Source organism: Streptomyces sp. NPDC090741, from assembly GCF_044769045.1.
Classification (GTDB): domain Bacteria; phylum Actinomycetota; class Actinomycetes; order Streptomycetales; family Streptomycetaceae; genus Streptomyces.
The window spans coordinates 659,216-685,894 of the sequence record NZ_JBIVXF010000002.1 but is presented as its reverse complement, the minus strand read 5'-3'; the positions used below and the strand labels follow the sequence as shown (position 1 = coordinate 685,894).

Genomic DNA, 26,679 nt, shown 5'->3' with positions numbered 1-26,679 from the left:
CTCTCCTCGCCCCTCACCATGGTCAGTCCATTTTCACGCGCGGCATTTTCCTGAGGATTCTCGACGAGGCCTTGGAGTTCTCACCGGAGGCGACCGAGCTGCCTCGGACACTCGCTCCGTGACTCGCGATGATCCCGTGATTGATGATCAGTTCCTGCCGTTGCACCAGCTCGTCCGTGTGGATTCCATGAGCCTCCGCGAATTCCACGATCGCGTTCAGCACCCTCTTCTCGATCGCCTTGAGGACCATGCCGCTGTCCGCTTCCTGGAAGTAGCGCTGGTGGCTCTTGTCGGCGACGTTGCGACGCACTGCCTGCCGGGCCCCGTAGTCGAAGCGGCGCAACTGCGTGATCAGCTTGTCCTGCCCCCGAACCCGGAAGTACATCCAGAAGTCGGGGGCGAATCCCGCGATCGCGCGCACGGGCGAGGCCAGGAGCTCGAACACGGTCGGTACGAGGGTTCCCGCCGCGAGCCTCAGGACCTCGAACAGGGGCGGGCTGGGCATCAGCGTGTCGACGACCCGGTAGCTGTCGCGCAGGGGGAACAGCACCGTCGGGGCCGCCTCCACGACGAGGCTCGAATCCGAGCGGACGAGGCGGATGAAGAGGGACGTCACCAGCTCACCGCCCCAGCCCGTGGAGTGCACGGCGAGGTAGGGCCGGACCTTCTCCTCCGGCGACCGCTTCAGCGCGTCCATGGCCTCGGGCGTGATGACGGTGACGGGCCGGCCGAGGGGATCGGGCAGGAAGCGCCGGTCCTCCCGGACGGCCGAGCCGTCGACGAAGACCCGCTCCTCGATTTCCAGACAGGGCAGGCCCAGCGTGCCGAGCCGTCCCGCGACGTGCGCGTACAGGTCCGTCACGTCGAAATCCCGCGGTTCGACCCCCGGCCGGCTCGGCGAGGTGACGTCGAAGGCCAGTGACCACGAGTCGCGTGCGGACCCGTACCCGGCGAACGGCGAGTAGCCGCTGTAGGTGGTGACGTTCCCCTCGGCGTACTCGCCGACCTCACGCAGGCGCGCGGCGACGCTCCTGCTGATCGGCTCAGGGGCGGCCGCGGGGTCGAAGCTGTCCGGGCGCAGACCCTGCATCGACCGGCCGTACTTGGTGGAGAGCTCGAACGAGAACACCGTCACCCACGCGAGGAACAACATCAACAGGGCGATCCCGGGCATTCCCACCAATAGCTGGAAGATGACGGCGAACAGCAACAGGAAGACGAGCAGGATGTCCCGGCTGTGCCTGCGGGCGTTCGCGAGGTACGCGTGCCTGAGCACCACCGGGACGTCGCACGCCGGCGCCGCGGCCACGCCCAGATGCGGCTCAGCCGCCACGTCCTTGACGAGCGACGTCGCGTAGGCGCGATCCAGGTACGCGGCCGCGCACAAATATCTGGTCACGTCCCGGCTGCCGCCCCAACCCGGCACGGCGGTGCGGCGCGCAGGGGCCGAACCCGTCATGACTCCCCCCGATTTCAAGCCATTCCGCATGCACTCGTGCACCATGAGCCTTGCCAAGCGTGGCCGGGGGCACTGCAATGCTGATGAAATTTCGATGATGTGCGTGAAGGGGTTCGAGTGGACGGGGAATCTCCGCAGCGGCTCAGGATCGAGCTGCTCGGACCGGTACGGGCCTGGCGGGGTACGACGCCGCTGGCCTTGGGACCCGTCCGGCGCCAAGCCGTACTGGCCGCGATGGCACTGCGGCCGGGCAGCACCGTGAGCCACGAGGACCTGCTCGACGGGGTGTGGGGCTCGGCGCTGCCGGGCTCCGGTCACCGGGTCCTGCCGAGCTACGTCTACGCCCTGCGCAAGGCCCTCGACCCGGAGGGAACCGGGTACGAGGAGTCGGTGATCCGCAGCAGCCAGGGCCGGTACGGCATGGCCGTGGACGCAATCCGCGTCGACGTGGCCGAGTTGGCCGAGCTGGTCCAGGAGGCGCGGCGGGTGAAGGCGTCCGGTGACGTGGCCACCGCGATGGCCCTGCTCGCCGACGCCCTCGCGATGTTCCGGGGAGAGCCCTTGGCCGGGCTGCCGGGGCCGTTCGCTCAGGCCGAGCGGCGGCGGCTGACCGAACGCCGAAGGACACTCCAGTCGCAGCGGCTCGAATGCCTCCTCCTGTTGGGCCGCGCCGCCGAGGCCCTGGACGGTCTGGCCACGCTGTCCGCGGCCGAGCCGTACGACGAGTCGCTCCTGGCCCTGCACATGCGTGCCCTGTACGCCAACCAGCGCCAGGCCGAGGCGCTGAACGCCTATCAGGGCATGCGCGAGCGGCTGCGCGACGAGCTCGGGGTCAGCCCCGGCGACGCGCTCAGCCGGGTGTACGAAGCGGTGCTGCGCCGCGACGACGAACTCCTCCTCGGCCCGGCCGCGGCCCGCCTCGCCGCCCTCCCCGCGGCCGGCCCGGCCGACCTCTCCGCCCCGCCCCGGCCCCGCCCTCCCGTCAACGAACTGCCCGGCGTCACCGGCGTCCTCATCGGGCGGGAGCACGAACGGGCCCTGCTGGCCACCGCGTTCCCACCCGACTCCGTGGGGGTCGCGGCCGTCGACGGCATTGCCGGGGTCGGCAAGACCGCCCTCGTCGTCCGCGCGGCCCAGGAGTTACGCGGCCACTATCCGGACGGCTGCCTCTTCGTCGACCTGCGCGCCCACAGCCCGGGGCGGCAGAAGCTCTCGCCCCAGCGCGTACTGCGGCGGCTCCTGCGCACGATCGGCACGGCCGACAGCGAGGTACCGGCCGATCTGGACGAACTCGGCGCCGCCTGGCGCGCGGCGACCGGCTCGCTGCGGCTGCTCCTCGTACTGGACGACGCGCGGGGAAGCGCGCAGATCCGGCCACTGCTCCCGGCGGGACCGGGCAGCATGGTGATCGTGGCCAGTCGCCGGCGACTGGCCGGACTCGACGCCGACCGTCGCATCACGCTGGAGCCCCTGGAGACGGAAGACGCGCAGAGTCTGCTCGGGCATCTCGTCGGGGAGGAGCGCACGGCCGGGGAACGGGCGGCCGCACGCGAGCTGGCAAGGCTGTGCGGCGGACTGCCGCTGGCTCTGCGCATCGCCGGGACACGACTGCAGACGCGCCCCGTCTGGACCCTCGCCCATCTGGTGGACCGTATGGCGGACGACGACCAGCGGCTCGGCGAGCTCCGTGCCGGGGACCGCAGCCTGGAGGCGGCCTTCCGCCTGTCGTACGACCAGCTCACTCCCTCGCAGCAGCAGGGGTTCCGCGCCCTGGGCCTGACGCCGACGAGCGAATTCGACGCCCTGACGCCGGCGGCCATGCTGGGCCGGCCGGCCCGCGACGCCGAGCAGCTCCTGGAGAGCCTGGTCGATACGAGCCTGGTGCAACAGCCCCGGCCGGGCCGCTACCGACTGCACGACCTGGTACGGGTCCATGCCCGGCGACTCGCGGAGGCCGGCCCGGCCGAAGCGGGGGCGGCGCGCACCGCCGTACTCCGCCTCTACGTGGACGCGGGCCGGACCGCCAGCGACTGGGGCTCCGACGGCTTCCCCACCGGGCCGCCCACGACGGGAGCCTTCTCGGGCTGGGCCGACGCGAGTACCTGGCTGAACGCCGCCGACGCGGAACTCGCCGACGTCGTCGGCCATGCGGCGGGCCTCGGCGAAGCCGATCACGCCTGCTGGATCGCCGAGGCGCTGACCGACCACTTCTTGCGCCGGGGCCGCTACCACGAAGGCCGCACGGCCCTGGAAGTCGCCCTCCCCCAGGCGGACCTGGCCACCGACCGGCGGATGGCGCCCGCACTGCGCAACTGCCTGGGGATCGTCGAGATCCACCAGGGCGACGCCGCACGGGCTCGCGCGATGTTCACCGAGGCGCTGCGCCTGAGCCGCGATCGCGCGGACCGGCGCGAGGAGGCCCGGGCCCTGAGCGGGATCGGGGCCGCCGAGCTGAACTCCGGCCGGTTCGAGCCGGCCCTCTCCCCCCTCACCGCGGCGGTCGACCTGGCCCGGCCGCTGGAGGACGACTGGCTGATGGCGATGGTGCTCTGTCTGCTGGGCATGACCTACCGCACGCTGGGGCGGACCGGCGACGCGCTCCTGTGCCTGGCCGAGGCCGCTGTCCGCGCCGAGGCGAACGGGCGGCCCGCCATGATCAGCAGGGCCCTGAGCTGCGCCGCCGATGTCCACCTCGACCTCGGCCAGTTCGCCGAGGCCAAGGAGCTCCTGCGCCGGGCGGCCGACCTGGTGCAGCAGGCAGGCGACATCCCGCTGACCGCGATCACGCTGAGCATGCTGGGCACGGCGGAGCTGGGCGCCGGGAACCTGGAGGCGGCCATGGCTCTCCACCACGAGGCCCTCGCCCGGATCCAGTCGCTGTCCCCGCTGAACGAGCCCCAGCAGACCCGGATGGAGATGGAGATCCGCAGCAGGCTGGGCCACGCCTACTCGGCAGCGGGCCGGGTCCGCGAGGCGGGCCAGCAGTTCCGGACGGTACTCGCGGCGCCCGGCGCCGGCGCGTACCCCACGGCGCGCGCGCTCGCGATCGCCGGGCTGAAGGAGTGCGAGACCCGCTAGCGGACACCCCCTAGCCGTGGCCGACCGCCGCCTCCAGGCGTTGTTCCAGGCGGCGGAAGTTGCGTTCACCCACCGCCCGCCAGAGCACCCGGGGCGGCAGCGGCAGGTGGCCCATGATCAGGATCTGCTCGCCCGGGTCCGTCTCCTTGAGGATCATCCCGAGGACGGTGAACAGCCTGCTCTTGGGTACGGCGGCGCTGGCCGCGTCGCCGATCTCGTCCCACTCCGCCTGCGTCACCGCCCCGGGGACGAGCGGCAGTGCCTCGTGCTCCTCCTGGTCGAAGTGGTCCCCGGCGGCCTTGGACACCTGGTCGAGCGCCTCGGCCAGCTCCTCCCGGTGGGTGCTCCCGCCGGCGGCCGCCCACGTCCCGAGCAGGGCGCCCGCCCGTGCGAGGTGGGCCGACAGTTCGGCGTGCTGGCCCTGCATCCGCTTCCACAACTCGCCCTGCTCGGGCCGGCGTTCGGCGAGCTTGGGCCACAACAGCCGGTCCTCGCCCTCGTGGTGGTGATGCAGGGTGTCCAGCAGCAGCTCCAGCCGCTCCGCGACCAGCCTGACCTGGGCACGGCTGCCGTGGCGCACTCCGCGCACCCGGCCCGCCGCCTCCCCGAACTCGCGCCGGAACATCCGGTGGACCACCACCATGTCGTGCGTGGTGATCGGTTTTCCCTGGTTCTCCATCGACGTAGACATCGACCATGACCCCCGTCCTGGTGGGTGTACCGGACTCCAGCGTGGCGGGCGGCCGTCCGTCTCCACCAGGGGCGCACAGCGGCGCTCCAGCGCCCCCGGGGAGCCCGGTCTATGCCAAGGTGCGCACTCTCTGGTCGCGGAGGTCGTAGCGGGCGGCAACGACGGCCAGCTTGCCGGCGGCCATGCGCCGGGCGATGTCGGGTTCGGCCACGAGCCGGTCGCGAGTGCGCCGGGCGTGCGCGTCGATGGTGGCGTCGATCCGGGCCTCGCCCTGCCGGGTGTGGTCGATGGACGGCCGGATCTGGTCGGCCAGGTACTGGATGTGCGCGGGCAGCGGCTCACCGGTCTCCTCGGCGCGGATGGCTGCGCCGACCGCCCCGCAGGACTGGTGGCCGAGCACCAGCAGCAGCGGGATCTCCAGTTCCAGGACCCCGAACGCGACGCTGCCGAGGACGGCTTCGTCCAGTACCTCGCCGGCCGAGCGTACGGTCAGGAGGTCGCCGAGGCCCTGGTCGAAGACGAGCTCCGGGGGCACGCGGGAGTCGACGCAGCCGAGGACGATCGCGAAGGGGTGCTGGGCCCTGGTGAGTCGCAGCCGTATGAAGGCCGACTCGTGCGGGTGCTCCTGCCCGTACGTACGCCAGCGCCGGTTGCCGGCGCTCAGCCGGCGCAGGGCCTCCTCAGGGGAGACGGGGCCCGCGACGGTCTCCGCTTCGGCGGGCGGCGCCGGGGCGGGAGCGGAGGCGGGGAAGGCCGAGGCGGGGAAGGCCGAGGCGGGGAAGGCCGAGGCGAGGGGGAGGACGGACCCCACGGCCGCCGAGCCCGCCGCGGCGGCAAGGAGCAGGCCGCGGCGGCTGGGCGAAGGGGTGTCCATTATCCGTGCGTTCGAATCCATCGCAGGACGGTAGCCCCGCCTCCGGTTCCCCTGCCCGGGTGCGGGGCGGGATATCGGAAGTCCGGCGGGGTCAGCCGGCCCCGCCCTTGCCGTCCAGGGTCGTCCGGCCGAACTGCTCGTCCAGGACGGACAGCCGGCGCCAGTACTCGTCCTCGTCGATCTCGCCGGTGGCGAACCGGCGGCCCAGGATGGCGATCGGCGAGTTCTCGCCGTACGAGCCCCGGGTCGCCCACGGTCCGCGCGGGCCGCGGCCGCCGCGCCACACCGTGCGGCGCAGGACCGTGACGAAGCCGAAGACGACGGCCGCCCAGATCAGCGGTACGAAGAGGATCCACGGGCCGGGCCCGTCGTAGGCCAGGGTGTTCATCTCGGTTCAGCTCCTCGGAAGGGGTGCGGTTTCCTTGTCGCTTCCGAGACTCCCCCCGGGAGGGTGCCCGGGTCGTCGTACGGCCGGCGGCACCGTGCGTACGGCTGCGGGAGTAGCTCCCGGCCGGAGCGGCCTCAGCCGAGCCAGCCGGGCCTGACCAGCCCCGACTCGTACGCGAGCACCACCAGCTGGGCGCGGTCCCGGGCGCCGAGCTTGATCATGGTCCGGCTGACGTGGGTCTTCGCCGTCAGCGGGCTGACCACCAGCCTGCGGGCGATCTCCGCGTTGGACAGCCCGAGGCCGACCAAGGCCATCACCTCCCGCTCCCGCTCGGTCAGCCGGTCCAGCCCGGCCGCCGCCTCCGGGGCCTTCGACCGTGCCGCGAACTCCGCGATCAGCCGGCGCGTCACCCCGGGTGAGAGCAGCGCGTCGCCCGCGACCACCGCCCGTACCGCGCGCAGCAGTTCCTCCGGTTCGGTGTCCTTGACCAGGAACCCGGACGCACCGGAGCGGATCGCCTCGAAGACGTACTCGTCGAGCTCGAAGGTGGTCAGCATGACCACCTTCACCGCGGCCAGTCCGGGGTCCGAGGTGATCGTGCGGGTGGCGGCGAGGCCGTCGAGCTCGGGCATGCGGATGTCCATCAGGGCGACGTCCGGGCGCAGTCCGCGCGCCAGGCGCACGGCCTCGGCCCCGTCGGCGGCCTCGCCGGCCACCTCGATGTCCGGCTGCGCGTCGAGCAGCGCGCGGAAGCCGGCCCGGACCAGCGCCTGGTCGTCGGCGAGCAGTACGCGGATCACTCCTGGTCCTCCCTCGATGCCGGTCTCCCCGGCGATCCGGTGTCCGTCAGCGGGAGCCTGGCCAGCACCCGGAAGCCGCCGTCCGGCCGGGGGCCGGCCTCGATGGTGCCTCCCTGCGCGGCGGCCCGCTCACGCATCCCGATCAGGCCGGTGCCGCTGCCGCCGGCGTCGCCGCCGGTGGCGGGCCCGTCGTCGTCCACCTGCAGTTCCAGCGCACCGAGCGGGCGGGTGAGGTGGATCCGGGCGGTCCGCGAGCCCGAGTGGCGCACCACGTTGGTGAGCGCCTCCTGGAGGATCCGGAACGCGGCGAGATCCGTGGCCGGCGACAGTCCCCGGGCCTGCGCCTCTCCCGTCACGGAGACGGTGAGCCCGGCCGAGGCCGCCTGGGCTACCAGTTCGGGGAGCCGGTCGAGTCCGGGGGCGGGGTCGCGGGGGGCCTCACCGGGGGCGCGCAGGGTGTTCAGGACCTGCCGGACCTCGCCGAGCGCCTCCTTGCTGGCCGCCTTGATGGTGGTGAGCGCCGTACGGGCCTGTTCGGGGTCCGTGTCGAGCAGGGCCAGGCCCACGCCCGCCTGCACGTTGATCACGGAGATGCTGTGGGCCAGTACGTCGTGCAGCTCGCGGGCGATCCGCAGCCGCTCCTCGTCCACCCGGCGCCGCTCGGCGGCCTTCCGCTCGGCCCGGTCCCGGGCCCACTGCTCCCGGCGTACGCGGACCACCTCGGACGCGGCGAGTACGGCGATCGCCCAGGCGGTGATGCCGCCCTCCGTCCCCCAGGGGGCGGGGCCGTCGCCGGGCGGCGGCAGCCAGCGGTACAGCCAGTGCGCGATGAGCAGATGGCCGGCCCACAGGGCGCCCACCGCGCCCCAGGCTGCGTAGCGGTGTCCGGAGACGACGGCGGCGAGGCAGGCCACGGCGACGCTGATGAAGACGGGGCCGTACGGGTATCCGGCGGCGAGGTATCCGAGCGTGACGGCGCAGACGCCGTAGAGGACGGGCACCGGGTACCGGTGGCGCAGGAGCAGCAGGGCGGGCCCGAGGAGCAGCAGGAGCCGGCCGAGTACGCCGATGGGCTCGCGGCCGGGCTGGACCTGCTGCACCCACCCGGTGGCCGCCTGCGCGAACACGGCCACGAGGAGCGAGGACCGCCACGGCAGCCGCCCGCCGCGGGTGCGCTCCGCCCAGTACTCCCACCGCCGCTCCGCCATGCGGCCACGCTAGACGCCCGGGCCCGCCGCCGTCGTCCGCCGGGCGGGCCGATCGGGCGTACTCCCGGTGGAGTACGCCCGGATCAGGCAGGTTCCGGCGGAGCCTGCCTCGCGCGCAGGGCGTCGACGGCGATGCGGGCGGTGGTGCCGATCACCGCGTCGGCCGCGGGGAGGGTGGCCGCGGGGTTGGCGGCGCGGGTGAAGACGGCGACGGCGTAGCGGCCGCCGTCGGGGTACTCGATGACGCCGACCTCGTTGCGCACGGTCGGCAGGCTTCCGGTCTTCCCGGCCACGTGGACGTCGTCGAAGGGGAATCCGGCGGCCATCCGGTGGGGCCACACCTGGAGTCCGAGCAGGCGGCGGATCGCGGCGCCGTGTTCGGGGGTGCAGGCCTCGTCGCGCCAGACGGCGGCCAGCAGCCGGGTCATGTCGCGGGGGGTGCTGCGGTTGCTCCGGGCCGGGTCGAGGGCGCGGAGCCGGCCGAGGACCTGCGGGTCGGCGAGGGCCCGGGCCGCGTCGGGGCCCGCGTCCTCCCGGACGGTGGCGAAGAGCGAGCGGAAGGTGTGGACGGCGCGGGTGCGGGTCAGGCCGAGCCGGGCCGTGGCCTCGTTGACGGCGTCGAGGCCTATGCGCGCGAGGAGCAGGTCCGCGGCGGCGTTGTCGCTGACGGCCGTCATCAGATACGCGGCGTCGCGCAGGGACATGCGTACCGGATCCAGCATGGCGGCCAGTCCGGTGGGACCGGCGGTGCGGTCGGCCGGCGGGCACTCGACCAGTTCGGTGAGGTCCAGGCGGCCGGCCGCGGCGTGTTGGTGGAGGGCGACGAGCAGACAGAGCTTGTGCACGCTGGCGGTGACGACCGGGTGGTCCGCACCGGCGTCGATCTCCGTACCGGAATCGATGTCGACGGCGTGCAGCCGGCCGCTGACGCCGGCTTCTGCGAAGGCTGCGGCAATGCGGCGCAGGGCGTGGTTCACAGCCAGTACTCCGCTGCCGGGCGCAGGTGGAGCGGCCGCGCGGGTGCGTCGGCGGTCACCGCCGCAGTGTTCCACAGGGCGCGCGTGGTCGCTTCGGCGAAGGCCCCGACGGCGGAGTCGCCGCGGCCCTGCGGCCAGGCCACGCTGTGGCGCCAGGCCAGCGGGGCGCCGGCGAGGGGCCGCCAGACGATGTCCGCCTGCGGGCCCGGGGCGTCGGCCGACCCGGTGTCGCGCGGGGCGAAGGCCACGGCGTTCGCGGAGAGGACGAGGCCGCGGACGAAGCCGGGGCCTCGGCCCTGGCGGACGGTGGCGGGTGTGTAGCCGCCCCGGGCGCAGGTGTTCAGTACGTCGTCGTGCAGGGCGGGTGCCTCGGCCCGCGGGAAGAGGACCAGGCCGTATCCGGTGAGGGCGGCGAGCGGTACCTCGTCCAGGGCGGCGGCCGGGGCCTCGCGGGGCAGCAGCACGCCGAGTTCGCGGCGCAGGACCGGCCCGAGCTCCAGGCCGGCGATGTCGCAGGGGTGCCGGACGAACCCGACGTCGAGCTCGCGGGAGGTGAACCGGGCCAGTTGCTCGGCGGTGGACAGCTCGTGGAGCTCCAGCTCCACGCCCGGGTGGTGCTGCCGGAAGGCGGCCAGGATCGCGGCGATCGCCTCGCCGGCGAGGTCGGGCGGCAGCGCGGCCCGCAGGAGTCCGCTCTCGCCGTCGCGGATGCGGCGGGCGGTGGCCGCGAGGGCGTCCGCGCGGGCGAGCAGCAGACGGGCGTCCTCCAGCAGCATCGTGCCCGCCGCGGTGATCGTCACCTGGCGGCTGGTGCGTTCGAAGAGCCGGACGCCGAGCTCGCGCTCCAGGCGCTGGATGCGCTGGGACAGGGGTGGCTGGGCCATGCCGAGCAGCTCGGCGGCACGGCCGAAATGTCTTTCTTCTGCAACAGCCACGAAGCACTGCAGGTGCCGGATCAGGTCCACGGCCAGCAACGATATCGGAGTTTGATCGATCCTAGATCCATAGGGAACTTGGACGGAGGGCGGGCGGCGGTGTTGTGCTCACGGCATGTCCTCGAATCCCTTCTCCCCGTACGCCGCCGCCTTCGCCCTCGGCCTCGCGCTGACCGCCGCCGGGCTCACCGGCTGCTCGACGGCCGCGCGGCCGCCCGCCGCGGCCGGGTCGACCTCGACGCCGAGCGCCTCCGCCCCCGCCGTCCCCGCCGTCCCCGGTGTCGACAGCCGGGAGCGGCTGACCGTGGGCGGCGGCACCCGGGAGTACCTGATGCACCGCCCCGCCGCGGACGGCGGCGGACCCCGGCCGCTGCTCATCGCCTTCCACGGGCGCGGGGCCGACGCCGAGAACCTGCGCAAGCAGAGCGGCCTGGACCGGGCCGCCGAGGCCCGCGGCATGCTCCTCGTGTATCCCGAGGCCCTGGGCAAGGCCTGGGGCGCCGGCACCGCTCCCACCGACCGGCGCCCGGATCCGGAGGCCGATGTCCGGTTCACCGAGGCGCTGGTCGCCGAACTCGTGCGCACCGGCCGGGCGGACCCGCACCGGGTCTATGTCGCCGGGTTCTCCAACGGCGGCTCCATGGCGTTGCGGATCGCCGCGCAGCGTCCGGACCTGGTCGCGGGCGCGGCTTCGGTCTCCGGTGAACTCCCCACCGGGGCCGCCGCCGTGAAGCCCACCGGGCCGGTGCCCGTCCTGATCGTCTACGGGGCCGAGGACCCCGTACGGCCCCTGGCCGGGCTGCCCAGTCCCGGGCCGGCCGCTCCCGGGGAGGAGCCCATCACCGCGACCATGTCCGCCCGGGCCGGTGCGGAGGCGTTCGCCGCCGCGGGCGGGGCCGGCAGTCCTGCCGAGGAGGGCAAGCCCGGCTACGACTCCGTCACCTGGCCGGCCGGCCCCGCGGGGGCGGCGGTGCGGCTGCTCGTCATGCACGGGGCGGGCCACACCTGGCCCGGCTCGGCCGTTCCCCCGCCCGCGGGCTTCGGCTCCGTCAGCACCGCACTGGACGCGAGCGCCACCCTGCTCGACTTCCTTTCCACCGGGCGGCGTTGACGGCGGCCGCCGCCGCGCGCCCGCGCCGCTCATGGCGCCGTACACCACAGCCCGGCCCCCGAGTGTGGTGTACGGGGCCATGGGCGCGACTGTCCGCCCTCCCTAGGGTTCAGCCATGACGAGCCAACTTCCTTTCCTGCGGGAGCGCGTCGCGCTGGTGACCGGCGGCGGCAGCGGCATCGGACGGGCCTGCGCGATCGCCCTGGCCGAGGCGGGCGCCACCGTGCACGTGGTCGACATCGCCGAGGAGTCGGCCACGTCCGTCGCCGGACTCGTCGGAGGGCGGGCGCACGTCGTCGACCTCGCGGACCCGGCCGCGATCGAGGGGCTGCCGACCGCGGTGGACATCCTGGTCAACAGCGCGGGCCTGCAACACGTCGCCCCCATCACCGAGTTCCCGGCCGAGCGCTTCGCCGTGATCCAGCAGGTGATGGTCACCGCGCCGTTCCTGCTGCTGCGGCACGTGCTGCCGCACATGTACGCGGCCGGCTGGGGGCGGGTCGTCAACATCTCCAGCGCCCACGGGCTGCGGGCCAGCGCGTACAAGTCCGCGTACGTGGCCGCGAAGCACGGGCTGGAGGGGCTGAGCAAGGTCGCCGCGGTCGAGGGCGCCCCGTACGGGGTGACCAGCAACTGCGTCAGCCCCGGCTACGTCCGTACGCCCCTGGTCGAGGCGCAGATCGACCAGCAGGCCGCCGCGCACGGCATCGGCCCCGGCGACGTGCTGTCCGAGGTGCTGCTGACCCGGTCCGCGATCAAGCGGCTGATCGAGCCCGAGGAGGTCGCGGCGGCGGCGGTGTGGCTGTGCGGGCCCCACTCCGGCTACCTCACGGGCACCTCACTCCCCCTCGATGGTGGCTGGACGGCCACCTGAATTTAACTACCGGTCAGTAGACAGGCGGGGCGATCTTTCGAATTCTGGCACCGTACATGCCAATCCCCATGCCAACCCCCCTGAGGAGCGCCCCCACATGCGCAGCACCCGCGCCCGCGTCCGCCTGCTCGGCGCCGCCACCGCCACGGCCACGGCCACGGCCACCGTCGTCCTGATGCTGGCCCCTGCCGCCTCCGCCCAGGCCGCCCCCGCCCCGGTCCCGGCCCCGGCCCCGGTGACCGCCCCGGCCGCGGCCACCGCCTCCGCGCCGGGCGGCAACGCCCTCCTGCGCGGTATCGACTACGGCACGTGGAAGCGGGATGTCGCCGCCGTCATGGCCACGGCCCGTCCGTACGTCGAGCAGCGCATCGCCCAGTCGCCCGCCGGCGAGAAGCCCGCGATCGTCCTGGACATCGACAACTCCTCGCTGGAGACGGACTTCCACTGGTTCTGGACCTTCCCGACCCCGGCGATCTCCGAGGTCCGCGACCTGACCCAGTACGCCGACGAGCACGGCGTCGCCATCATCTTCGTCACCGCCCGCCCCGGGATCATCCACTCCCTCACCGAGCACAACCTGAAGGCCGTCGGCTACCCCGTCACGGACCTGTACGTCCGGGACCTGCCGGCCCTCTTCAGCGAGGTCAGCGCCTACAAGACGGCCAAGCGCGCCGAGATCGAGGGCCGCGGCTACACGATCATCGCCAACATCGGCAACAACAACAGCGACCTGGTCGGCGGCCACGCGGAGCGCACCTTCAAGCTCCCGGACTACGAAGGCAAGCTCTCCTAGCCGGTCCGCGAGTTCCGCGGCGAAATCCGCGCTTCCGGAACGGTCCTGACGGATCGAACGGCGTTCCCACGCTCAAGCGAGGAGCCGCGGGCCGGAGATCCGGGCCGCGGCTTCAGGCGGGACGGACCCCGTCGCACGTGATCCGCAGGTGGCGCGGGCCGCGCAGCACCGCGTTCTGCCGGTAGGGCGGCGGGTCCTCGACCAGGCGCGGGTTCTCCAGGCGGCGGGCCAGCTCGCTCAGCGCGAGCTGCGCCTCCAGCCGGGCCAGCGGGGCGCCGAAGCAGCTGTGGATGCCGCTGCCGAGGCCCAGGTGCTGGATGTCCTTGCGGTACGGGTCGAAGCGGTCCGGGTTCTCGAAGCGGTTCGGGTCCCGGTTGCCGGAGGCGAGGATCAACCACATCGAGGAGCCCTTGGGGATGGTGACCCCACCGACCTCGATGTCCACGAGCGGGGTGCGCTGCGGCAGCAGCTGCACCGGCGGCTCGAACCGCAGCAGTTCCTCGACCATGGGCACGGCGAGGTCGGGCGTCGCGCGCAGCTGCTGCAGGACGTCCGGATTGCGCAGCAGCGTGAGCATCCCGTTGGTGATGAGGTTGACGGTGGTCTCGTGGCCCGCGATGAGCAGCAGGGCGGCGGTGCTCAGCAGCTCCATCGTGCTCATCGTCTCGTCCTGGCCGTGTCCGACGGCCAGTTGGGAGAGCATGTCCTCGCCGGGGTTCTTGCGGCGCTCCTCGATCAGCCCGGCCAGGTACATGCCCAGTTCCATCCGGGCGTCGTGGGTCTTCTTCTCCCGCTCCGTCTGGTCGGCGCCGGGGTCGGGGTCCAGGCTCGCGGCCAGGGTGTCGGCCCAGACGTGGAAGCGGGCCTCGTCCTCGCGCGGTACGCCGAGCAGCCGGCAGATCATGGTGACGGGGAACGGGTAGGCGACCTGGTCGACCAGGTCGATCCGTTCCGGGTCTCCGAGGTTGTCGATGAGTCCGGTGACGGTGGTGCCGAGGAAGTCGCGCATGTCGTCGACGCGGTGCGGGGAGTGCGGCGGCCCGAAGGGGCGGTTGGTCATCCGGCGCAGCCGGTCGTGCTCCGGCGGGTCCAGTTTGAGGAAGCTGGGCGGCAGGGCCGAGGCCCCCTCGTCCTCGGCGCCGGCCAGCGGGTCCCCGGCGCCCGCGGCGAGGTTGCGGGCCTCGGAGCTGAGCCGCGGGTCGTGCAGCAGGCTCTGGATGTCGTAGTACGTGCTGATGACGTACGGGCCGTCCCCGTCGTGGTAGACCGGGGTCTTGCGCAGCTCCGCGTACAGCGGGTACGGGTTCGCGCGGTTCGAGTAGTCGAGGATGTCGCTCAGGATGCCTTGCTTCATGCCGGGTCCTCCGGGGGGCGGGCGGGTCGGTGCCCGGCGGGGGTGAACGTGAGGCGCCGGTCGGCCGGCGAGTACCCGCTGAGGGTGACGGTCGGTCCGTGCGTGGGCACGGACGGGTCCGGGAAGTCCGCGGGAAGCGGCTTCTGCCCCTCGGGGCGCCGGTCGACCGTGGGGAACGGCGGCGGGAAGGGAGCGGTGGCCTCGATCTGCTGCTGGTAGAACTGCAGCCAGCGCGAGTTGTCGAAGGTGACCGCCCCGATGACGCGGCCCTGGTATCCGTAGACGCCGGTGAAGCGGCGTTCGGCACGCGAGCCCTGGGTGATCATGATCTCGGTGCCCATCGAGGGCACGCCGACCGATTTGATGCTCACCCCGAACTGCGAGGACCAGAAGGCCGGCACCCAGATGTGCGGGCGGCGCTCGGTGCTCTCGCTGAGCATGTTGTGGGCCGCGGTCTGCGCCTGCGAGACGGCGTTGCCCCAGTGCTCCAGGGACAGGAACTGGTAGCCGAACAGCGGGTGCGGGGAGCGGGCGACGTCGCCCGCCACGAAGATGTCGTCGGTGACGATGCCGCGGATGTCGAAGGCCCGGCAGCCCGCGTCGCAGGCGATGCCGCGGGGGCCGGCGCCGAGTCCGGAGCCGTTCAGCCACTCGGTGTTGCGCTGGGCGCCGAGCGAGACGACCACGACGTCGCACTCCAGCGAGGTGCCGTCGGAGAAGTGCGCGGCGCGGACGCGTCCGGTGGAGTCGCCCTCCAGGGCGGTGACCATGATGCCGGTGCGCAGGTCGACACCGTTCTCCCGGTGGAGTTCGGCGGCGACCGCGCCGATGACCCCGCCGAGGGCGCCGACCAGGGGCGCGTCGGCGCGCTCGGCGACGGTGACCTCCACACCGCGCTCGCGGCAGGCGGAGGCGATCTCGGAGCCGGTGAACCCGGCGCCGATGACCAGGACCCGGCGCGGGCCCGCGTCGAGCCGCCGGGCCAGGGCCGCGCCGTCGTCGCGGGTCCGGAGCACGAACACGCCGTCGAGCTCGCCCTCGGCCGGGTTCGGCCAGGGCCGGGCCCGGACGCCGGTGGCGATCAGCAGCCGGTCGTACGGAACCTCGTCCCCGTCGGCGAGTTTGACCTGCCGGGCCGCCATGTCGAGGCCGCTGGCCCGTACGCCGAGGCGCCATTCGGCGTCGATGTCGCGGCGGCGGGGCAGCGCGGTGCCCTCGGCCGTACCCATGCCCAGCAGCGCCTGCTTGGACAGGGGCGGGCGGTCGTACGGCTCGTGGGGCTCGTCGCCGATCATGGTCAGCGAGCCCTTGAAGCCCTTCTCACGCAAGGTCTCGGCGCCGCGCAGCCCGGCGAGCGAGGCGCCGACGACGACGATCCGGCCGTCCGCCTTGAGACGGTCCGTGGCGGTGTCAGCCATCGGATGCCTCCCCGGCGGCCCGCGCGGCGCCGCCCGGGGCGCCGGGCGCGGTGGCGGGCGCGGTGGCGGGCGCGGTGGCGGGCGCGGTGGCGGCCATGTCCAGCTCGTCCACGAGGATCGCCTGCACGGGGCAGGCGGCGACCGCCTGGGCCACGCGCTCGCGGTGGGCGTCCTGCGCCTGCGGGTCGTAGAGCAGGCCCTCGTCTCCGTGCATCGCGAAGACGTCGGGTGCGAGGAAGGCGCACTGCGCGTATCCCTGGCACCGGTTGAGATCGACGACAAGCCTCAGCAAGGTCCAGTCCTTTCGTTGGCCCTCCGGCTCCCCGGCCAGCGTGCGGCCCGGGAACCGGGACGGCCCGTCCGGCAAGGCCATTGGGGTGACGGGAGGCATCGACGACCGGACGTCACGCGGAGCGGCGGGCGGCGCGCAGGATGTACAGGCTGATGAGCAGCGCCCAGGCCGGGAAGACGAGCTCGCAGTACGGCACGCTGGAGCCCACCGCCAGCAGGACCACCCCGGCCAGGGTCCCGATCACGACCAGGGATCTGGGCAGGACCCCGAGCTTGCGCCCGATGGTCGAGGTCGCGAGGACGAAGACGGCCGCCATCCGCATCCCGTACGTCGTGAGCAGCGTGTACGCGAAATGCCGGCCGAAGCCCGTGGGGTCCGCGGCGTCGAGCACGGTCCCGGCGGCGGCGACGGCGCCGAAGAGGCAGGCGACGAAGACCAGTCCGCTGCCCAGGAACACGGTCGCGATGAACCGGTCCTCGGCGTCGCCGGTGTGCTCGCGCAGTGCGCCCATGAACCACAGGAAGGCGATGCCCGCGAACGGGACGAGCTCGGTCGCCGTCTGCAGTGGCCCCCGCCCGCCCGGGGCGATCATCTCCTCGCCTCCGCCCCCTTCGGGCAGGGCGATCCGGGCGAGCACGATCGCCGTCGCGAGCAGGACGGCGAAGACGACCCCCGCCAGCCCCGCGGCCTTGGGGGTGCTCAGGGCTTGTTGCCGGGTCCCCGGTGCTCGCTCTGTCATATCTCCAGCAAGCCGCCCGCCGGGCCCTCGTGCCAGTGGGGCAGCGCGGTCGGGTGACGCCCGGGGCGGGCCACGGGCGGAGTTGTGCTGCATCGGCTGCTGAATGCCGATGCCCCGCCCAGACCCCAGAGTGCGGGAGCGAGGCCCGCATACTGACGATATCGGCGCCGAGGTCGGTGACGGCCTCTCCTTCAGCATGTCCTGGCCGCACCGGGCACCGACCCGGGCCGCGCTGCTGGAGGAGCTGGGCCCGTCGGCGAGCTACCTGAGGGACGCCGTCCGTGAGTACCCCGACGGATGGGGCCTTGCCTTCGACCCGCTGAACTCCCGGCCGGGCACACCGTCCACGAGACCTTTGCCTGCCAGAGTCCGATCGAGGCGAGGGTGACGGTGCCATGGAAGACGTAAGCGCGTCGCTTGTCGTAACGGGTAGCGACAGCGCGGGAGTTCCGGTAGCGGTCAGGGGAACATGATCCGCCGGACAGTGTCCAGCCGCCCGAGGGGGCCGTTCCTGCCGGTCAGCAACCGGCGTTGTGGCAGGTGGCGGGATCATCGGCAGGTGATCGACGGGATTCTGCACCGGGTGCGGACCGGTGTTCACCGGCGTGACCTGCCCGAACGGTTCGGCCCGGGGAAGACCGTGTACGAACGCCACCGGCTGTGGCCGGCCGACGGGACGTGGGAGCGTCTGCTCCAGCAGGTGCGGGGGGGGTGCCCGCACCGACCCGCCGCCGACGCCCGGCTCAAAGGGGCCGAAGGGCCAGAACATCAGGTCAGTCGGGCGTGCAGGCTCTGCCACGGCGTTTCGCCGAGCTCCACCTGAGCGCGGACGGCCGCTGCCGCCCGCTGTCTCTGATCGTCGCACCAGGCCGGCAGGCGGACTGCACCCGGTTCAAGCCGGTGCCGGAGAAGACCGGCAGTCAGGCCGCCCGCCTGCGCAAAGGCTCACGCGGCGGGCGGCCGGCAGGTTTCGACGAAGACCGGTACAAGAAACGCACCACCATCGGGCGCGCCATCAACAGGCTCAAGCAGCACAGGGCGGTAGCCACCCGCTACGACAAGCGCCGCTACGTCCGCCTGGGCACCGTCACCGCCACAGCCCTGTCCCTAGGTGGCGGTGATCAGGATGCTGCCGGGCTCGCCCGCTCCCTCCTCCCTGTGCGGCGCCGTACGGGAGGCGCCCGGGCCGGTGCCCGCCACGATGAGGGCGAGCAACACCGCAGCGGCCTCGCTCTGCAGGATCCGGGCGGCCTGCACGAGGCGGTGCGGGTCGGGGGCCGGGATGGACAGGGCCAGGCACTCGGCGTTGGGGCCCGAGGTGATCGGGACGGCCGCGCAGACCGTGCCCACGGCGTACTCCTGGAGGTCCAGCAGGGGTGTGCCCGGCCGGCGGGTGTCGAGCTGCCGGAAGAGTTCGTCCTGCCGGGTGATGGTGTGGGCGGTGAACCGCGCCGCCCGGTGCCGGGACAGGTGGTCCTTGCGGCCGTCGGGTCCGAGCTGGGCCAGCAGGGCCTTGCCGACGGCCGAGGCGTGGGCGGCGGCCCGGAAGTCGACCCACTCGTCCACGAGCGGTGTCGCAGGCCCGTCGGCGTACTGGGTGATGCACACCTCGCCGTCGGTGTAGCGGGCCACGTAGACGGCGGCGCCGACCGCGTCCCGGACCCAGGCGAGGGTCTCCTGCAGGTGTCCGCGCCCGTCGCCGGACGCCGCCTCGGTCAGTAAGAGCGCCCGGCCCGCGATGTACGCTCCGGGGCCGGCCGGGGACGCCAGGTTGGCCCGTACGAGCTGTTCCATCACCCGGGCCAGCACTAGCTGCGGCATCCGCGTCTCGCGGGCGATCTGGGCGAGGCCCACCCCGCCCGAGTACCGGCCCACGACCTCCAGGACGCGCAGTGCCCGGTGGACGGCCTCCATCGCGACCGGAGCCGGCTGCCCCTGGGTCGAGCCGCGCGCGGCGCCGGTCAGCTGCGGGTGCCTGAGGGCTTCGAGCGCCCAGGCGTTCGCCTCGTCCGTCAGGTGCATGATGTCCAGCCGCGCGTGCTGGGCGATGGCCACCGCCACGTGCGGGCCGAGGAGGTACACCTCCCCCTGGTCCTGGTCTTCGCTCCAGCTCAGGGCCGTCACGGCCCGGCGGAGGCGGGCGGGCAGCCGGTACGGGGGCCGCCCGCCGTACCCTCTCACCGCCGTGAGGGCGGTGAGGTCCTGGGTGCTGATCGGCGGCGAGGTCCAGATGACCGAGGCGCCGAGGGCCTCCTCCAGGTTCTCCGGGACCTCCGGCAGGTGCGGCAGGCCCTCGTCCGGGGGCAGCGCCTCGGCCAGTGCCTTCCAGTGCCGGGCGGTGTCCACCTCGGCGCGCGCGAGGTGGTGGAGGTGCAGGAGGCGCGCGGCCGTCCGCGAGCCGGCCCCGGCCGCGTACTGGAACCAGAACTGCGCGCCCTCCATCCGGTCGGCCAGGTGCAGGAGGCAGCCGAACAGCAGGGCCGCTTCCGCTCCGTGCGGCCAGGTGCCGGCGGCCAGGGCCAGCTCGGCGAAGGACCGGCTCTCGGCCAGCGACCAGGCCAGGTCGTCCAGCGCCCGGGCGGCCCGTACGTGGCAGGCGGCGTCGAGCACGAGGTCGTCCGCCAAGGTGGGCACGGGCCGGGGCAGCGGCGCGCGGCCGGCGAGGGAGGCGGGTGCCGGGAAGCCGCCCCGGCCGGTGGCGCCGGTCGCCGCGCGGGCCCGGTCCGCCGCGATGCGGCGGGCGATGCGCCGCCGGGCGGCGTCCTCGTCGTAGCCGGCGTACTCCTCGACCAGCACCTCGGCCTCCTCCAGTGCCGCCGCCAGCTTCTCCCCCGGCACGGCGTCGTAGTCGGCCGTCATGTCGCTCACTGGCCCTTCTCCTCTCCAGGAGCCCAGTCCGCCCCGAGTTTCTGGGACAGGATTCGGCTTGCGCCTCGAATGTGCGAACGGACCGCCGCGGGCGAGATCCCCATCATCCGGCCGACGGTGCCGTTGTCGTACCCCAGCAGGAAGGCCAGCAACACCACGTCGTAGTGGCGCTCGGGCAGGCACGCGATCGCCGCGTACAGGCCGAGCTTGGCCTCCAGCAGTTCCATGCGGTGCCGGGATACGCGGCGCAGGGCGGCGAACCAGGCCGTCTCGACCATGGCGGCCGGCCGGCCGAGGAGCGCCAGCCGGCGCGCGACGTGTTCGCGCAGCACCGCCCAGGCGAAGCCGTGCAGGCTCGCCTCCTTCAGTGCCTGGCGCCACACCTTCAGCAGGAACGTGAACACGTCGTCGACGACGTCCTCGGCGTCCTGGCGGGAGCCCAGTTGCAGGTGTGCGTAGCGCAGGTAGGCGCGGTGGTGCTGGGAGTGGAACGCGCTGAACTCCACCGGCAGCACGCCGGCCAGCTCGCTGGAGACCGCCCGGTCCCCGGACGGGTCGAACTCGCCCTCACTCATGCGCTCCTCCAGGGATGCCGGTCGTCGCCGGTACGAGCGGTTGCTGCCCGGGTCCTCGCACCCGGCAGGCGTGGGTGTCTCCGGACGGCGTCGAAAGCGTCGGAAGCGACGAGTATCAGCACGGGAGTGAAGGTCTGGACAGGAATCACGTCGGCGGGAAGCCTTCCGGTGAGTGAACGGAACGGGCATGCCTGCCCCCCACATCCAGCGGCCGGTCGGACCGGCCGCTCCCCCAACACCACCCCATCGGAAAACACGCCCGAATGTGCACGGCTGTCGACGGAAATCTTTCGGGAAATGGCGCATCTGATCCGCTGCGCGCCCCCCTTGCCGCCGCGTACGCCCCTAGTCGACCACCAGGTCGGCCCGGGTCCGACCGGCGGCGATCAGCCGGGCGTTCGCCTCGTCCGAGCGCGCCACCCACTCCTCGGCACGGGCCGGCGCCTTCCCGTGGCGTACGTGGCGGTCGACCAGCCGCCGTACGCGCAGGGTGTCGTCGGGCGCGAGGAACCAGACCTCGTCGAGCAGCGCCCGTACCGCCGCCCACTCCCCCGCCTCGTGCAGCAGGTAGTTGCCCTCGGTGATCACCAAGCGCACCGCCGGGTCGACGGGGATGCTCCCGGCGACGGGCTCCTCCAGCGCCCGGTCGAAGGCGGGGGCGTAGACCGCGGCGGCCGCGGGCGTGCGCAGCCGGGCCAGCAGCGCCGCGTACCCGGCGGCGTCGAACGTGTCCGGGGCGCCCTTGCGGCCGGCCCGTCCCAGCCGCTCCAGTTCGGCCTGGGCGAGGTGGAACCCGTCCATCGGTACGACCACGGCCCGTTCGGGCCCGAGCGCCTGCGCGAGGCGGGCGGCGAGGGTGGACTTGCCGGCTCCGGGCGGTCCGGCGATGCCGAGGATCCTTCGCTCGCCCGAGGCCGCGAGCGCGCGGGCCCGCTCCTCCAGTTCGGTGAACTCCATCCCCTCATCCTGCCCGTCAGGGAGGCCGGGGCGTGTGGGGGGCGGTGCCGACGCGGGCGACGAGCAGGGCGATGTCGTCGTCCGCGGACGCCGGGACCAGGTGCGTGATCAGCGAGTCGCACAAGTGGTCCAGCGAGTGCGGGGGTTCGGCGAGCAGGCGGGTCAGCTCGGCCAGGCGTTCGTCGATGTCGCTGCCGCGGGCCTCGACGAGGCCGTCGGTGTACATGACGAGGAGGCTGCCCGGGGACAGGGTCAGATCGGTGGTGGAGTACGCGGTCCCGCCGACGCCCAGCGGAGTGCCGGGCGGCAGGTCGAGGAGGCGGACCGTGCCGTCGGGGGTGACGGTCGCGGGCGGCGGGTGCCCGGCACGGGTGATGCGGCAGTGGCCGGTCTCCGGGTCGATCACGGCGTACAGGAAGGTGGCGATCATCGGATCGGCGAGGTCGTCGAGGGTCGCCTCCAGCTGGTGCATCAGGGCCTCGGGGGCGAGGTCGAGCCGGGCGAGGGCGCGCACGCTGGCGGAGAGCCGCCCCATGACCGCCGCGGCCGCGATGCCGTGGCCCATGACGTCGCCGATGAGCAGGGCGGCCTTGCCGCCGGGAAGCCCCAGGACGTCGTACCAGTCGCCGCCGATCTCGTTGACGTCGCTGGCGGGCAGGTAGCGGTGGGCGACCTCGATGCCGGCCGGCGCGGTGATGTGCTGGGGCAGCATGCTGCGCTGGAGGATGACGGCGGTCTCGTGTTCGCGGTGGTAGAGGCGCGCGTTGTCGATGCTGATGGCGGCCCGGGCCGCGAGCTCGCCGGCGAGGGTGACGTCGTCGGGTCCGAACGGGCCGACGGGGCTGGTGCGGTAGAAGGTGGCGACGCCGAGTACGAGGTCCCGCGCGATCAGCGGCGCCATCATGAACGAGTGCACGCCGACGGGCAGGAGCTGCGCGGGCTTGCTCGTGTGGCGGGCTGCGGAGGCGACGGCCTGCTCGTCCAGGTGCGCGATCAGGAAGGGCCTGCGGGCGGCCAGGGCCAGGGTGTAGGGCGCCGCCGCGGGGAAGACGAGGGTCCTGCCCAGCGGGGCCAGGATGCCGATCACGGCGGAGCCGGTCAGCGGGGCCTTGCCCAGGCGCCGCAGGCCCACGCCCCCGGCCAGCCCCGGACCGGGCTCGTCACCGCGCGCGAGGGTGTCCAGTACGTCCACGGTGGCGGCGTCGGCGAGCTGCGGTACGGCGAGCTCCGCCAGCTCCTGCGCGGTGCGCTCCAGCTCCAGGCTCGCCCCGATGCGGGCGCTGGCCTCGCTGAGCAGCGCCAGCCTGCGGCGGCCGGCCTCCGCCTCGGTGTGGTCGCGCTGCTGCTCGGTGATGTCGAGCAGGGAGGCGATCACGCCGATCGGGCGGCCGCCGGGATCCTCGACCCGGACGTACGAGCACGACCAGACCCGGTCGCGGGAGGGTTCCGCGGGGGTGCGCCCCGAGCGGCGGCGGTCCAGCACCGGCTCCCCGGTGGCCAGGACCTGCCGCATCGCGTCCTCCATGTCCTCCGCGTTCACCTCGGGCAGGACCTGCACGAGGCGCCGCCCGATGTGGGCGGACTCCGGGAGGCCGTTCATCTCCTCCAGGGCCGGGTTGACCTGGAGGAATCGCAGCTGCGTGTCGAGGATGGCGATGCCGACGGGCGAGCGGGCGAACAATCCGTCCCAGACCGCCGACGATCCCCGGATCCGGCGGGCCGCGTGGGCGTCGGCGGCGAAGACCAGGACCGCGGAGGTGCCGTGCCGCCGGCTGGGCACCGGGCAGGCCCAGATCTCCAGCTCCAGCGGGTGCCCGTCCTGGTGCCAGGCGGTCACGGTGCCCATCACCCCGCGCCCGGTGACGGCGGTCTCCCACAGGGCGCGGCCGAGGCTGCGGTCGGCTCCGGGGTGCAGGAGGTCGGCGATGTGGCGGCCCACGATCTGCGGCGGGGCGTAGCCGAGCAGCTCCTGAGCCGTGCGGTTCCAGCGGACGATCGTCCCGTCGGCGCCGGTGGCCAGCTGCGCCACGGGCAGGGTGCCGAGCCAGCCTCCGGCGTCCTGGGCGGCGCCGCTGATCAGATCCTCGATGGGCGTCTGCTCGGTCATGGCGCACCTTCCACACCCCCATGGTCACCCTGCCCGCCCGGGGCCGCTTCCCGGCGCCGGCCGCGGTCACCCCGGCCGCGGTCACCCCGGCCGCCGTCAGCGCGGGCCGGCCGGCCCGTACCGCCAGGTCCGTCAGTCCGTCAGCCGCTTCGCCGCATGCCGTACGCCGTCGGCGGCCGTGGCGCACCGCTCGGCGTGGTCCAGCAGGATCACGCGGAACCGCTCGCCCTCCTCGTCGGTGTTCCAGCCGCTGTTCCCGGCGCAGGCGGCGAGGCTCTGCGCGTGCCGCTCCAGCCGGTCGGCGCTGGCGTGCGCCAGGGCCCCGTACGCGGCCGGGGCGTAGCCGAACGCCGAGACGGGCACCGCCGTCGGCCTGGTCACCGTCACCCGCCCGTCGCCCTGCCGGGCGGTGAGGTCCTCCAGCGCCACCACCAGCGTCCGCGGATCGAGCGTGTCCGGCAGCCGGTCCGCGGTGAACGTCGGGGCGATCAGCAGCGGGCGGGCCGCCTCGGTGACGGCGCGCACGACGTGCTCGGCCACGAGTGCCGCGAACCGCGTCGCCGCGCACCCGGTCGGGGCCCCGCACAGCGGCGGCATCCCCGAGCTCCCCGCCGGGTCCGGGCGGTCATCGCCGTCCAGGCCGCGCAGCCAGCCGGGCACCCGCAGGATCTCGGTCCCGGCCCCGACCGCCAGGTCCTGCCAGACGAAGTCCGCGCGTACGGGGTACACGGCCGCGGCCACCGGCGGCCAGCGGCGCAGCGCTTCGGCCACGGCTGCTTCCGGGGAGGCGGCGGCGCCCACGGCGAGCAGGGCCAGCGCCTGGAGCACGGTCTCGGCGGCGGCCCGGGACAGCAGCGCGAGCGCGTGCGCGACGGCCGGTCCTGCGGCGTCCGGATCGCTTCCCTTGTGCCCGGGACCCTGGGCCAGGAGCCGGCCCGCCAGGGAGGCGGGGTCCGGGTCGGCCAGGTGCGGTGCCAGCCGGCGCCACAGGGCCTCGGCCCGGCCCGCGTACGACCTGCTGTCGGCGGCGGTCGTCGCCGCCGCGAGCACCTCGCTGAGCAGCGTGTCCTCGACGGCCGCGGCGCCCGCCACCACGCGCCGGCCGAGGCGCTGCATGCCCCGCTGCCAGTCGTGCCACTCCAGCGTGCCGTCCCCGCGCCGGGCCGCGATCACCCGGTCCACGTCCTCTGCCAGCAGGGCGCCGAGCTCGGCGGGCGGTACGGCCGCGTCGCTGGGCAGCGGCACGTGCGGCGACAGGCCGTACCGCTGCCCGCCGGCCGTGAGACCGACCGCGGGCGCGAGGGCCCCCGCCTCGTCCGCCGCCGCGAGCAGGCCCGCGGCGTCGGCGGCGGCCAGTGGCAGGAGGAACGGCCCGAAGGGGGTGCTCAGTTGTACCGGGCGGCCCGAGCGGGTGCGCCGCAGGAGCGCGAGCAGCCCGCGCGTCACCCCGTCCCGGGTCAGCATGTCCAGCCCGAGGGCGCGGGCCGGGGCGTCCACCCAGGGCAGCCGCTGGGCGACCATCGCCGCGCTGAACACGGCGTTCTCCAGGGGCCAGGCCGTGGCGGGACGTCGCGCCGCGGTGGCCGGGCTGTCGGCAGTGGTCATCGGTCGGTCTCCCTTGTGGTCACTTGTCGCGCAGCATGTAGGGCTGGTTGCCGACGACTTCGCCGTCGTACTCGGTGATCAGCTTGTTGACCCGGTCCCGGTAGGGCGTGAACTCCCCGCGCAGCGCGTCGGAGTACGCCTGCGGGGCGTGCGACAGCGGGTAGTCGTACGACTCGTCCAGCCAGGCCAGTTCGACCCAGTTCTCGGGGATGTCGTGGGGCGAGGCCGGTCCGCGCCCGTCCAGTCCCGGGATCACGTCGTGCTTGTTGACGAGGCTGATCACCCGGGTGGTGTGGTCGGCGGGCCGCTTGCTGTCGATCGGGGAGCCGATCGCGATCACGTGGGTGACCCGGTAGGTGGCGGAGACCTCCACGTCGGAGGCGAGGTTCATCGCGGTCATCCCGCCCAGGCTGTGCCCGACGATCATGAGCTCCGAGCCGGTGGGCACCCCGGCCCGCCGGAGCAGCTTCTTCGCTGCGCGGGTGTACGTCGTGTCGGTGCGCAGCAGTCCGTCGAGCGCGCCGACCAGGTCCTGCGGGGTGCTGTTGCTGAGCAGCCCGAAGCTGGTGCCGGGCAGCAGGAGTACGTACCGTACGGCGCCGTCGGTGCACTCGACGCGGCGCAGCAGCACCAGGCCGTGGTTGCCGAGGGCCCCGATGTCGTTGACGTAGCTCACGATGTCGTTGCGGGAGGTGGCGAGCACCTTGGCGAGGATCGGGTCCGGCTCGGTGCGCTCGGCGCGGCCCGGCCCGGGGTTGAGGAACTTGAGGACCGAGCTGGGCAGTCCGAGGACCGGGTCGGTGGTCGGCACGCCGCCGGCGAGGGTCACCCACGAGAAGTCGTCGTTGACGGGGTTCTCGTCGAGCATGCCGAGCAGGGCCATCAGCTCCATGATCACGGGGCTCACCGTGGTCAGGGCTCGGGTCACTCCGAGCAGCTCGATCAGCGCGTGCATCGCCCGCGCCGCCTCCAGCCGGTTCCCGGCCACCATCGCGTCGGTGAGGCGGCGGGCGGCCGGGGCACCGAGGTTGGGGTGGTCGATCGCGGCCGCCTTGATCCGCAGGGCGAAGGCGTCCACCGCCATGGCCACCTTGGCGGGCCGACGGTACGTCATGTTCCCGGCCATCCGGATGAGTTCGCCGATGAAGCCGCCGTTCGCCCCGAACCCGAGGCCGGCCGACCCGGTCAGCGCCCGGGTGCAGGACACGGCCGTACCCAGGGCCCAGCCGGGGCGCCGCAGCGCCTCCAGCCCGAACCGCCAGCTGAACATCGCGCCGGTGAGCTCCGCGCCGGACTGCTTCGCGGTGAGGGCCGCGTCGGCGAGCAGGACCGAGGCGGCGATGAGGAGTTCGGCGTCGATCCGCCCGGGGTCCGGTTCGGGTGCGGTGGGGGTGGGTACCCGTGCGGGTGCGGCCGGGGCCGCGCTCGGGGCGGCGGTCCCGGGGTCCCTCCGCGCGGGGAGACGCTGAGTCGTTTCGTCGACCACCTGGGGCGCCACTTTCGTACCTCTCATCCCTGTGAACGGCTTCGCAGCCTTGCCTGCCGTTTGTGTGCGGGGGAATCGTGGCATCGGATG

The 26,679-nt window shown here is 73.8% G+C and carries 22 protein-coding genes and 2 pseudogenes; 5 read left to right on the top strand and 19 right to left on the bottom strand.

The annotated features are described in order from the left end of the window. Positions 1-22: 22 nt before the first annotated feature. On the bottom strand, positions 23-1,459 hold the full coding sequence (locus tag ACIQU4_RS08155; protein WP_403727245.1) for a zinc ribbon domain-containing protein: 1,437 nt from the start codon (positions 1,457-1,459) through the stop codon (positions 23-25). Between the two features lie 117 nt (positions 1,460-1,576). On the opposite strand from ACIQU4_RS08155, the gene ACIQU4_RS08150 reads away from it, so the two are divergent. Next, complete coding sequence (locus ACIQU4_RS08150) at positions 1,577-4,537, top strand: AfsR/SARP family transcriptional regulator (RefSeq protein ID WP_403727243.1); 2,961 nt, start codon at positions 1,577-1,579, stop codon at positions 4,535-4,537. A gap of 10 nt (positions 4,538-4,547) precedes the next feature. Here ACIQU4_RS08150 and ACIQU4_RS08145 read toward each other — a convergent pair whose 3' ends face one another. The 7 genes from ACIQU4_RS08145 to ACIQU4_RS08115 form a co-directional block, all read right to left on the bottom strand. Beyond that, on the bottom strand, positions 4,548-5,228 hold the full coding sequence (locus ACIQU4_RS08145; protein WP_403727241.1) for a hemerythrin domain-containing protein: 681 nt from the start codon (positions 5,226-5,228) through the stop codon (positions 4,548-4,550). 109 nt (positions 5,229-5,337) lie between these two features. Then, a complete protein-coding gene (locus ACIQU4_RS08140; protein ID WP_403727239.1) occupies positions 5,338-6,123 on the bottom strand; it encodes a carbonic anhydrase in 786 nt (261 codons plus the stop codon). A 70-nt stretch (positions 6,124-6,193) separates the two neighbouring features. Then, positions 6,194-6,490 carry an SHOCT domain-containing protein gene (locus ACIQU4_RS08135; RefSeq protein ID WP_403727237.1) on the bottom strand — a complete coding sequence of 99 codons (297 nt, stop codon included), beginning with the start codon at positions 6,488-6,490 and terminating at the stop codon, positions 6,194-6,196. 134 nt (positions 6,491-6,624) lie between these two features. Further along, positions 6,625-7,290: a response regulator gene (locus ACIQU4_RS08130; protein WP_403727235.1), complete on the bottom strand. Its 666-nt coding sequence runs from the start codon at positions 7,288-7,290 to the stop codon at positions 6,625-6,627. Further along, complete coding sequence (locus ACIQU4_RS08125) at positions 7,287-8,498, bottom strand: sensor histidine kinase (protein ID WP_403727233.1); 1,212 nt, start codon at positions 8,496-8,498, stop codon at positions 7,287-7,289. The genes ACIQU4_RS08130 and ACIQU4_RS08125 overlap by 4 nt, the downstream gene beginning before the upstream one ends. 83 nt (positions 8,499-8,581) lie before the next feature. Then, complete coding sequence (locus ACIQU4_RS08120; protein ID WP_403727232.1) at positions 8,582-9,475, bottom strand: serine hydrolase; 894 nt, start codon at positions 9,473-9,475, stop codon at positions 8,582-8,584. After that, positions 9,472-10,440: a LysR family transcriptional regulator gene (locus ACIQU4_RS08115; RefSeq protein WP_403727231.1), complete on the bottom strand. Its 969-nt coding sequence runs from the start codon at positions 10,438-10,440 to the stop codon at positions 9,472-9,474. The genes ACIQU4_RS08120 and ACIQU4_RS08115 overlap by 4 nt, the downstream gene beginning before the upstream one ends. Before the next feature lie 85 nt (positions 10,441-10,525). Here ACIQU4_RS08115 and ACIQU4_RS08110 point away from each other — a divergent pair, with 85 nt between their 5' ends. From ACIQU4_RS08110 to ACIQU4_RS08100, 3 genes are all read left to right on the top strand, one after another. After that, positions 10,526-11,521, top strand: coding sequence for an alpha/beta hydrolase family esterase (locus ACIQU4_RS08110; RefSeq protein WP_403727230.1), 996 nt, complete (start codon positions 10,526-10,528; stop codon positions 11,519-11,521). A gap of 115 nt (positions 11,522-11,636) precedes the next feature. Continuing rightward, positions 11,637-12,395 carry a 3-hydroxybutyrate dehydrogenase gene (locus ACIQU4_RS08105; RefSeq protein ID WP_403727229.1) on the top strand — a complete coding sequence of 253 codons (759 nt, stop codon included), beginning with the start codon at positions 11,637-11,639 and terminating at the stop codon, positions 12,393-12,395. A gap of 97 nt (positions 12,396-12,492) precedes the next feature. After that, entirely contained in the window at positions 12,493-13,188 is a 696-nt protein-coding gene (locus ACIQU4_RS08100) for an HAD family acid phosphatase (protein ID WP_403727228.1), read from the top strand. A gap of 112 nt (positions 13,189-13,300) precedes the next feature. Here ACIQU4_RS08100 and ACIQU4_RS08095 read toward each other — a convergent pair whose 3' ends face one another. The 5 genes and pseudogenes from ACIQU4_RS08095 to ACIQU4_RS08075 form a co-directional block, all read right to left on the bottom strand. Continuing rightward, positions 13,301-14,542 carry a cytochrome P450 gene (locus tag ACIQU4_RS08095; RefSeq protein ID WP_403727227.1) on the bottom strand — a complete coding sequence of 414 codons (1,242 nt, stop codon included), beginning with the start codon at positions 14,540-14,542 and terminating at the stop codon, positions 13,301-13,303. After that, entirely contained in the window at positions 14,539-15,960 is a 1,422-nt protein-coding gene (locus ACIQU4_RS08090; protein WP_403727226.1) for an NAD(P)/FAD-dependent oxidoreductase, read from the bottom strand. Before ACIQU4_RS08090 ends, ACIQU4_RS08095 begins: the two co-directional genes overlap by 4 nt. Further along, positions 15,953-16,249, bottom strand: coding sequence for a ferredoxin (locus ACIQU4_RS08085; protein WP_403727735.1), 297 nt, complete (start codon positions 16,247-16,249; stop codon positions 15,953-15,955). Before ACIQU4_RS08085 ends, ACIQU4_RS08090 begins: the two co-directional genes overlap by 8 nt. Positions 16,250-16,364: 115 nt before the next feature. Beyond that, the gene (locus ACIQU4_RS08080) at positions 16,365-16,991 is read right to left on the bottom strand and encodes a hypothetical protein (RefSeq protein WP_403727225.1); all 627 of its coding nucleotides are present in this window, start codon (positions 16,989-16,991) and stop codon (positions 16,365-16,367) included. Between the two features lie 362 nt (positions 16,992-17,353). After that, positions 17,354-17,452: pseudogene (locus ACIQU4_RS08075) on the bottom strand (IS5/IS1182 family transposase); the annotation flags it as partial. 8 nt (positions 17,453-17,460) lie between these two features. On the opposite strand from ACIQU4_RS08075, the pseudogene ACIQU4_RS08070 reads away from it, so the two are divergent. Further along, a pseudogene (locus ACIQU4_RS08070) lies at positions 17,461-18,101 on the top strand (transposase); the annotation flags it as partial. On the opposite strand, the gene ACIQU4_RS08065 reads toward ACIQU4_RS08070, so the two are convergent. From ACIQU4_RS08065 to ACIQU4_RS08040, 6 genes are all read right to left on the bottom strand, one after another. Further along, entirely contained in the window at positions 18,099-18,905 is an 807-nt protein-coding gene (locus ACIQU4_RS08065; protein ID WP_403727733.1) for an IclR family transcriptional regulator, read from the bottom strand. The pseudogene ACIQU4_RS08070 and the gene ACIQU4_RS08065 overlap by 3 nt on opposite strands. Positions 18,906-19,855: 950 nt before the next feature. Next, positions 19,856-20,434 (bottom strand): RNA polymerase sigma factor, encoded by a 579-nt coding sequence (locus tag ACIQU4_RS08060; protein ID WP_403727224.1) that lies wholly within the window; start codon positions 20,432-20,434, stop codon positions 19,856-19,858. 345 nt (positions 20,435-20,779) lie between these two features. After that, the gene (locus tag ACIQU4_RS08055; protein ID WP_403727223.1) at positions 20,780-21,391 is read right to left on the bottom strand and encodes a nucleoside/nucleotide kinase family protein; all 612 of its coding nucleotides are present in this window, start codon (positions 21,389-21,391) and stop codon (positions 20,780-20,782) included. A 16-nt stretch (positions 21,392-21,407) separates the two neighbouring features. Next, complete coding sequence (locus ACIQU4_RS08050; protein ID WP_403727221.1) at positions 21,408-23,498, bottom strand: SpoIIE family protein phosphatase; 2,091 nt, start codon at positions 23,496-23,498, stop codon at positions 21,408-21,410. 132 nt (positions 23,499-23,630) lie between these two features. Further along, complete coding sequence (locus ACIQU4_RS08045; protein ID WP_403727219.1) at positions 23,631-25,103, bottom strand: hypothetical protein; 1,473 nt, start codon at positions 25,101-25,103, stop codon at positions 23,631-23,633. Positions 25,104-25,122: 19 nt separating this feature from the next. Then, the gene (locus ACIQU4_RS08040) at positions 25,123-26,601 is read right to left on the bottom strand and encodes a hypothetical protein (RefSeq protein WP_403727217.1); all 1,479 of its coding nucleotides are present in this window, start codon (positions 26,599-26,601) and stop codon (positions 25,123-25,125) included. Positions 26,602-26,679 lie beyond the last annotated feature (78 nt).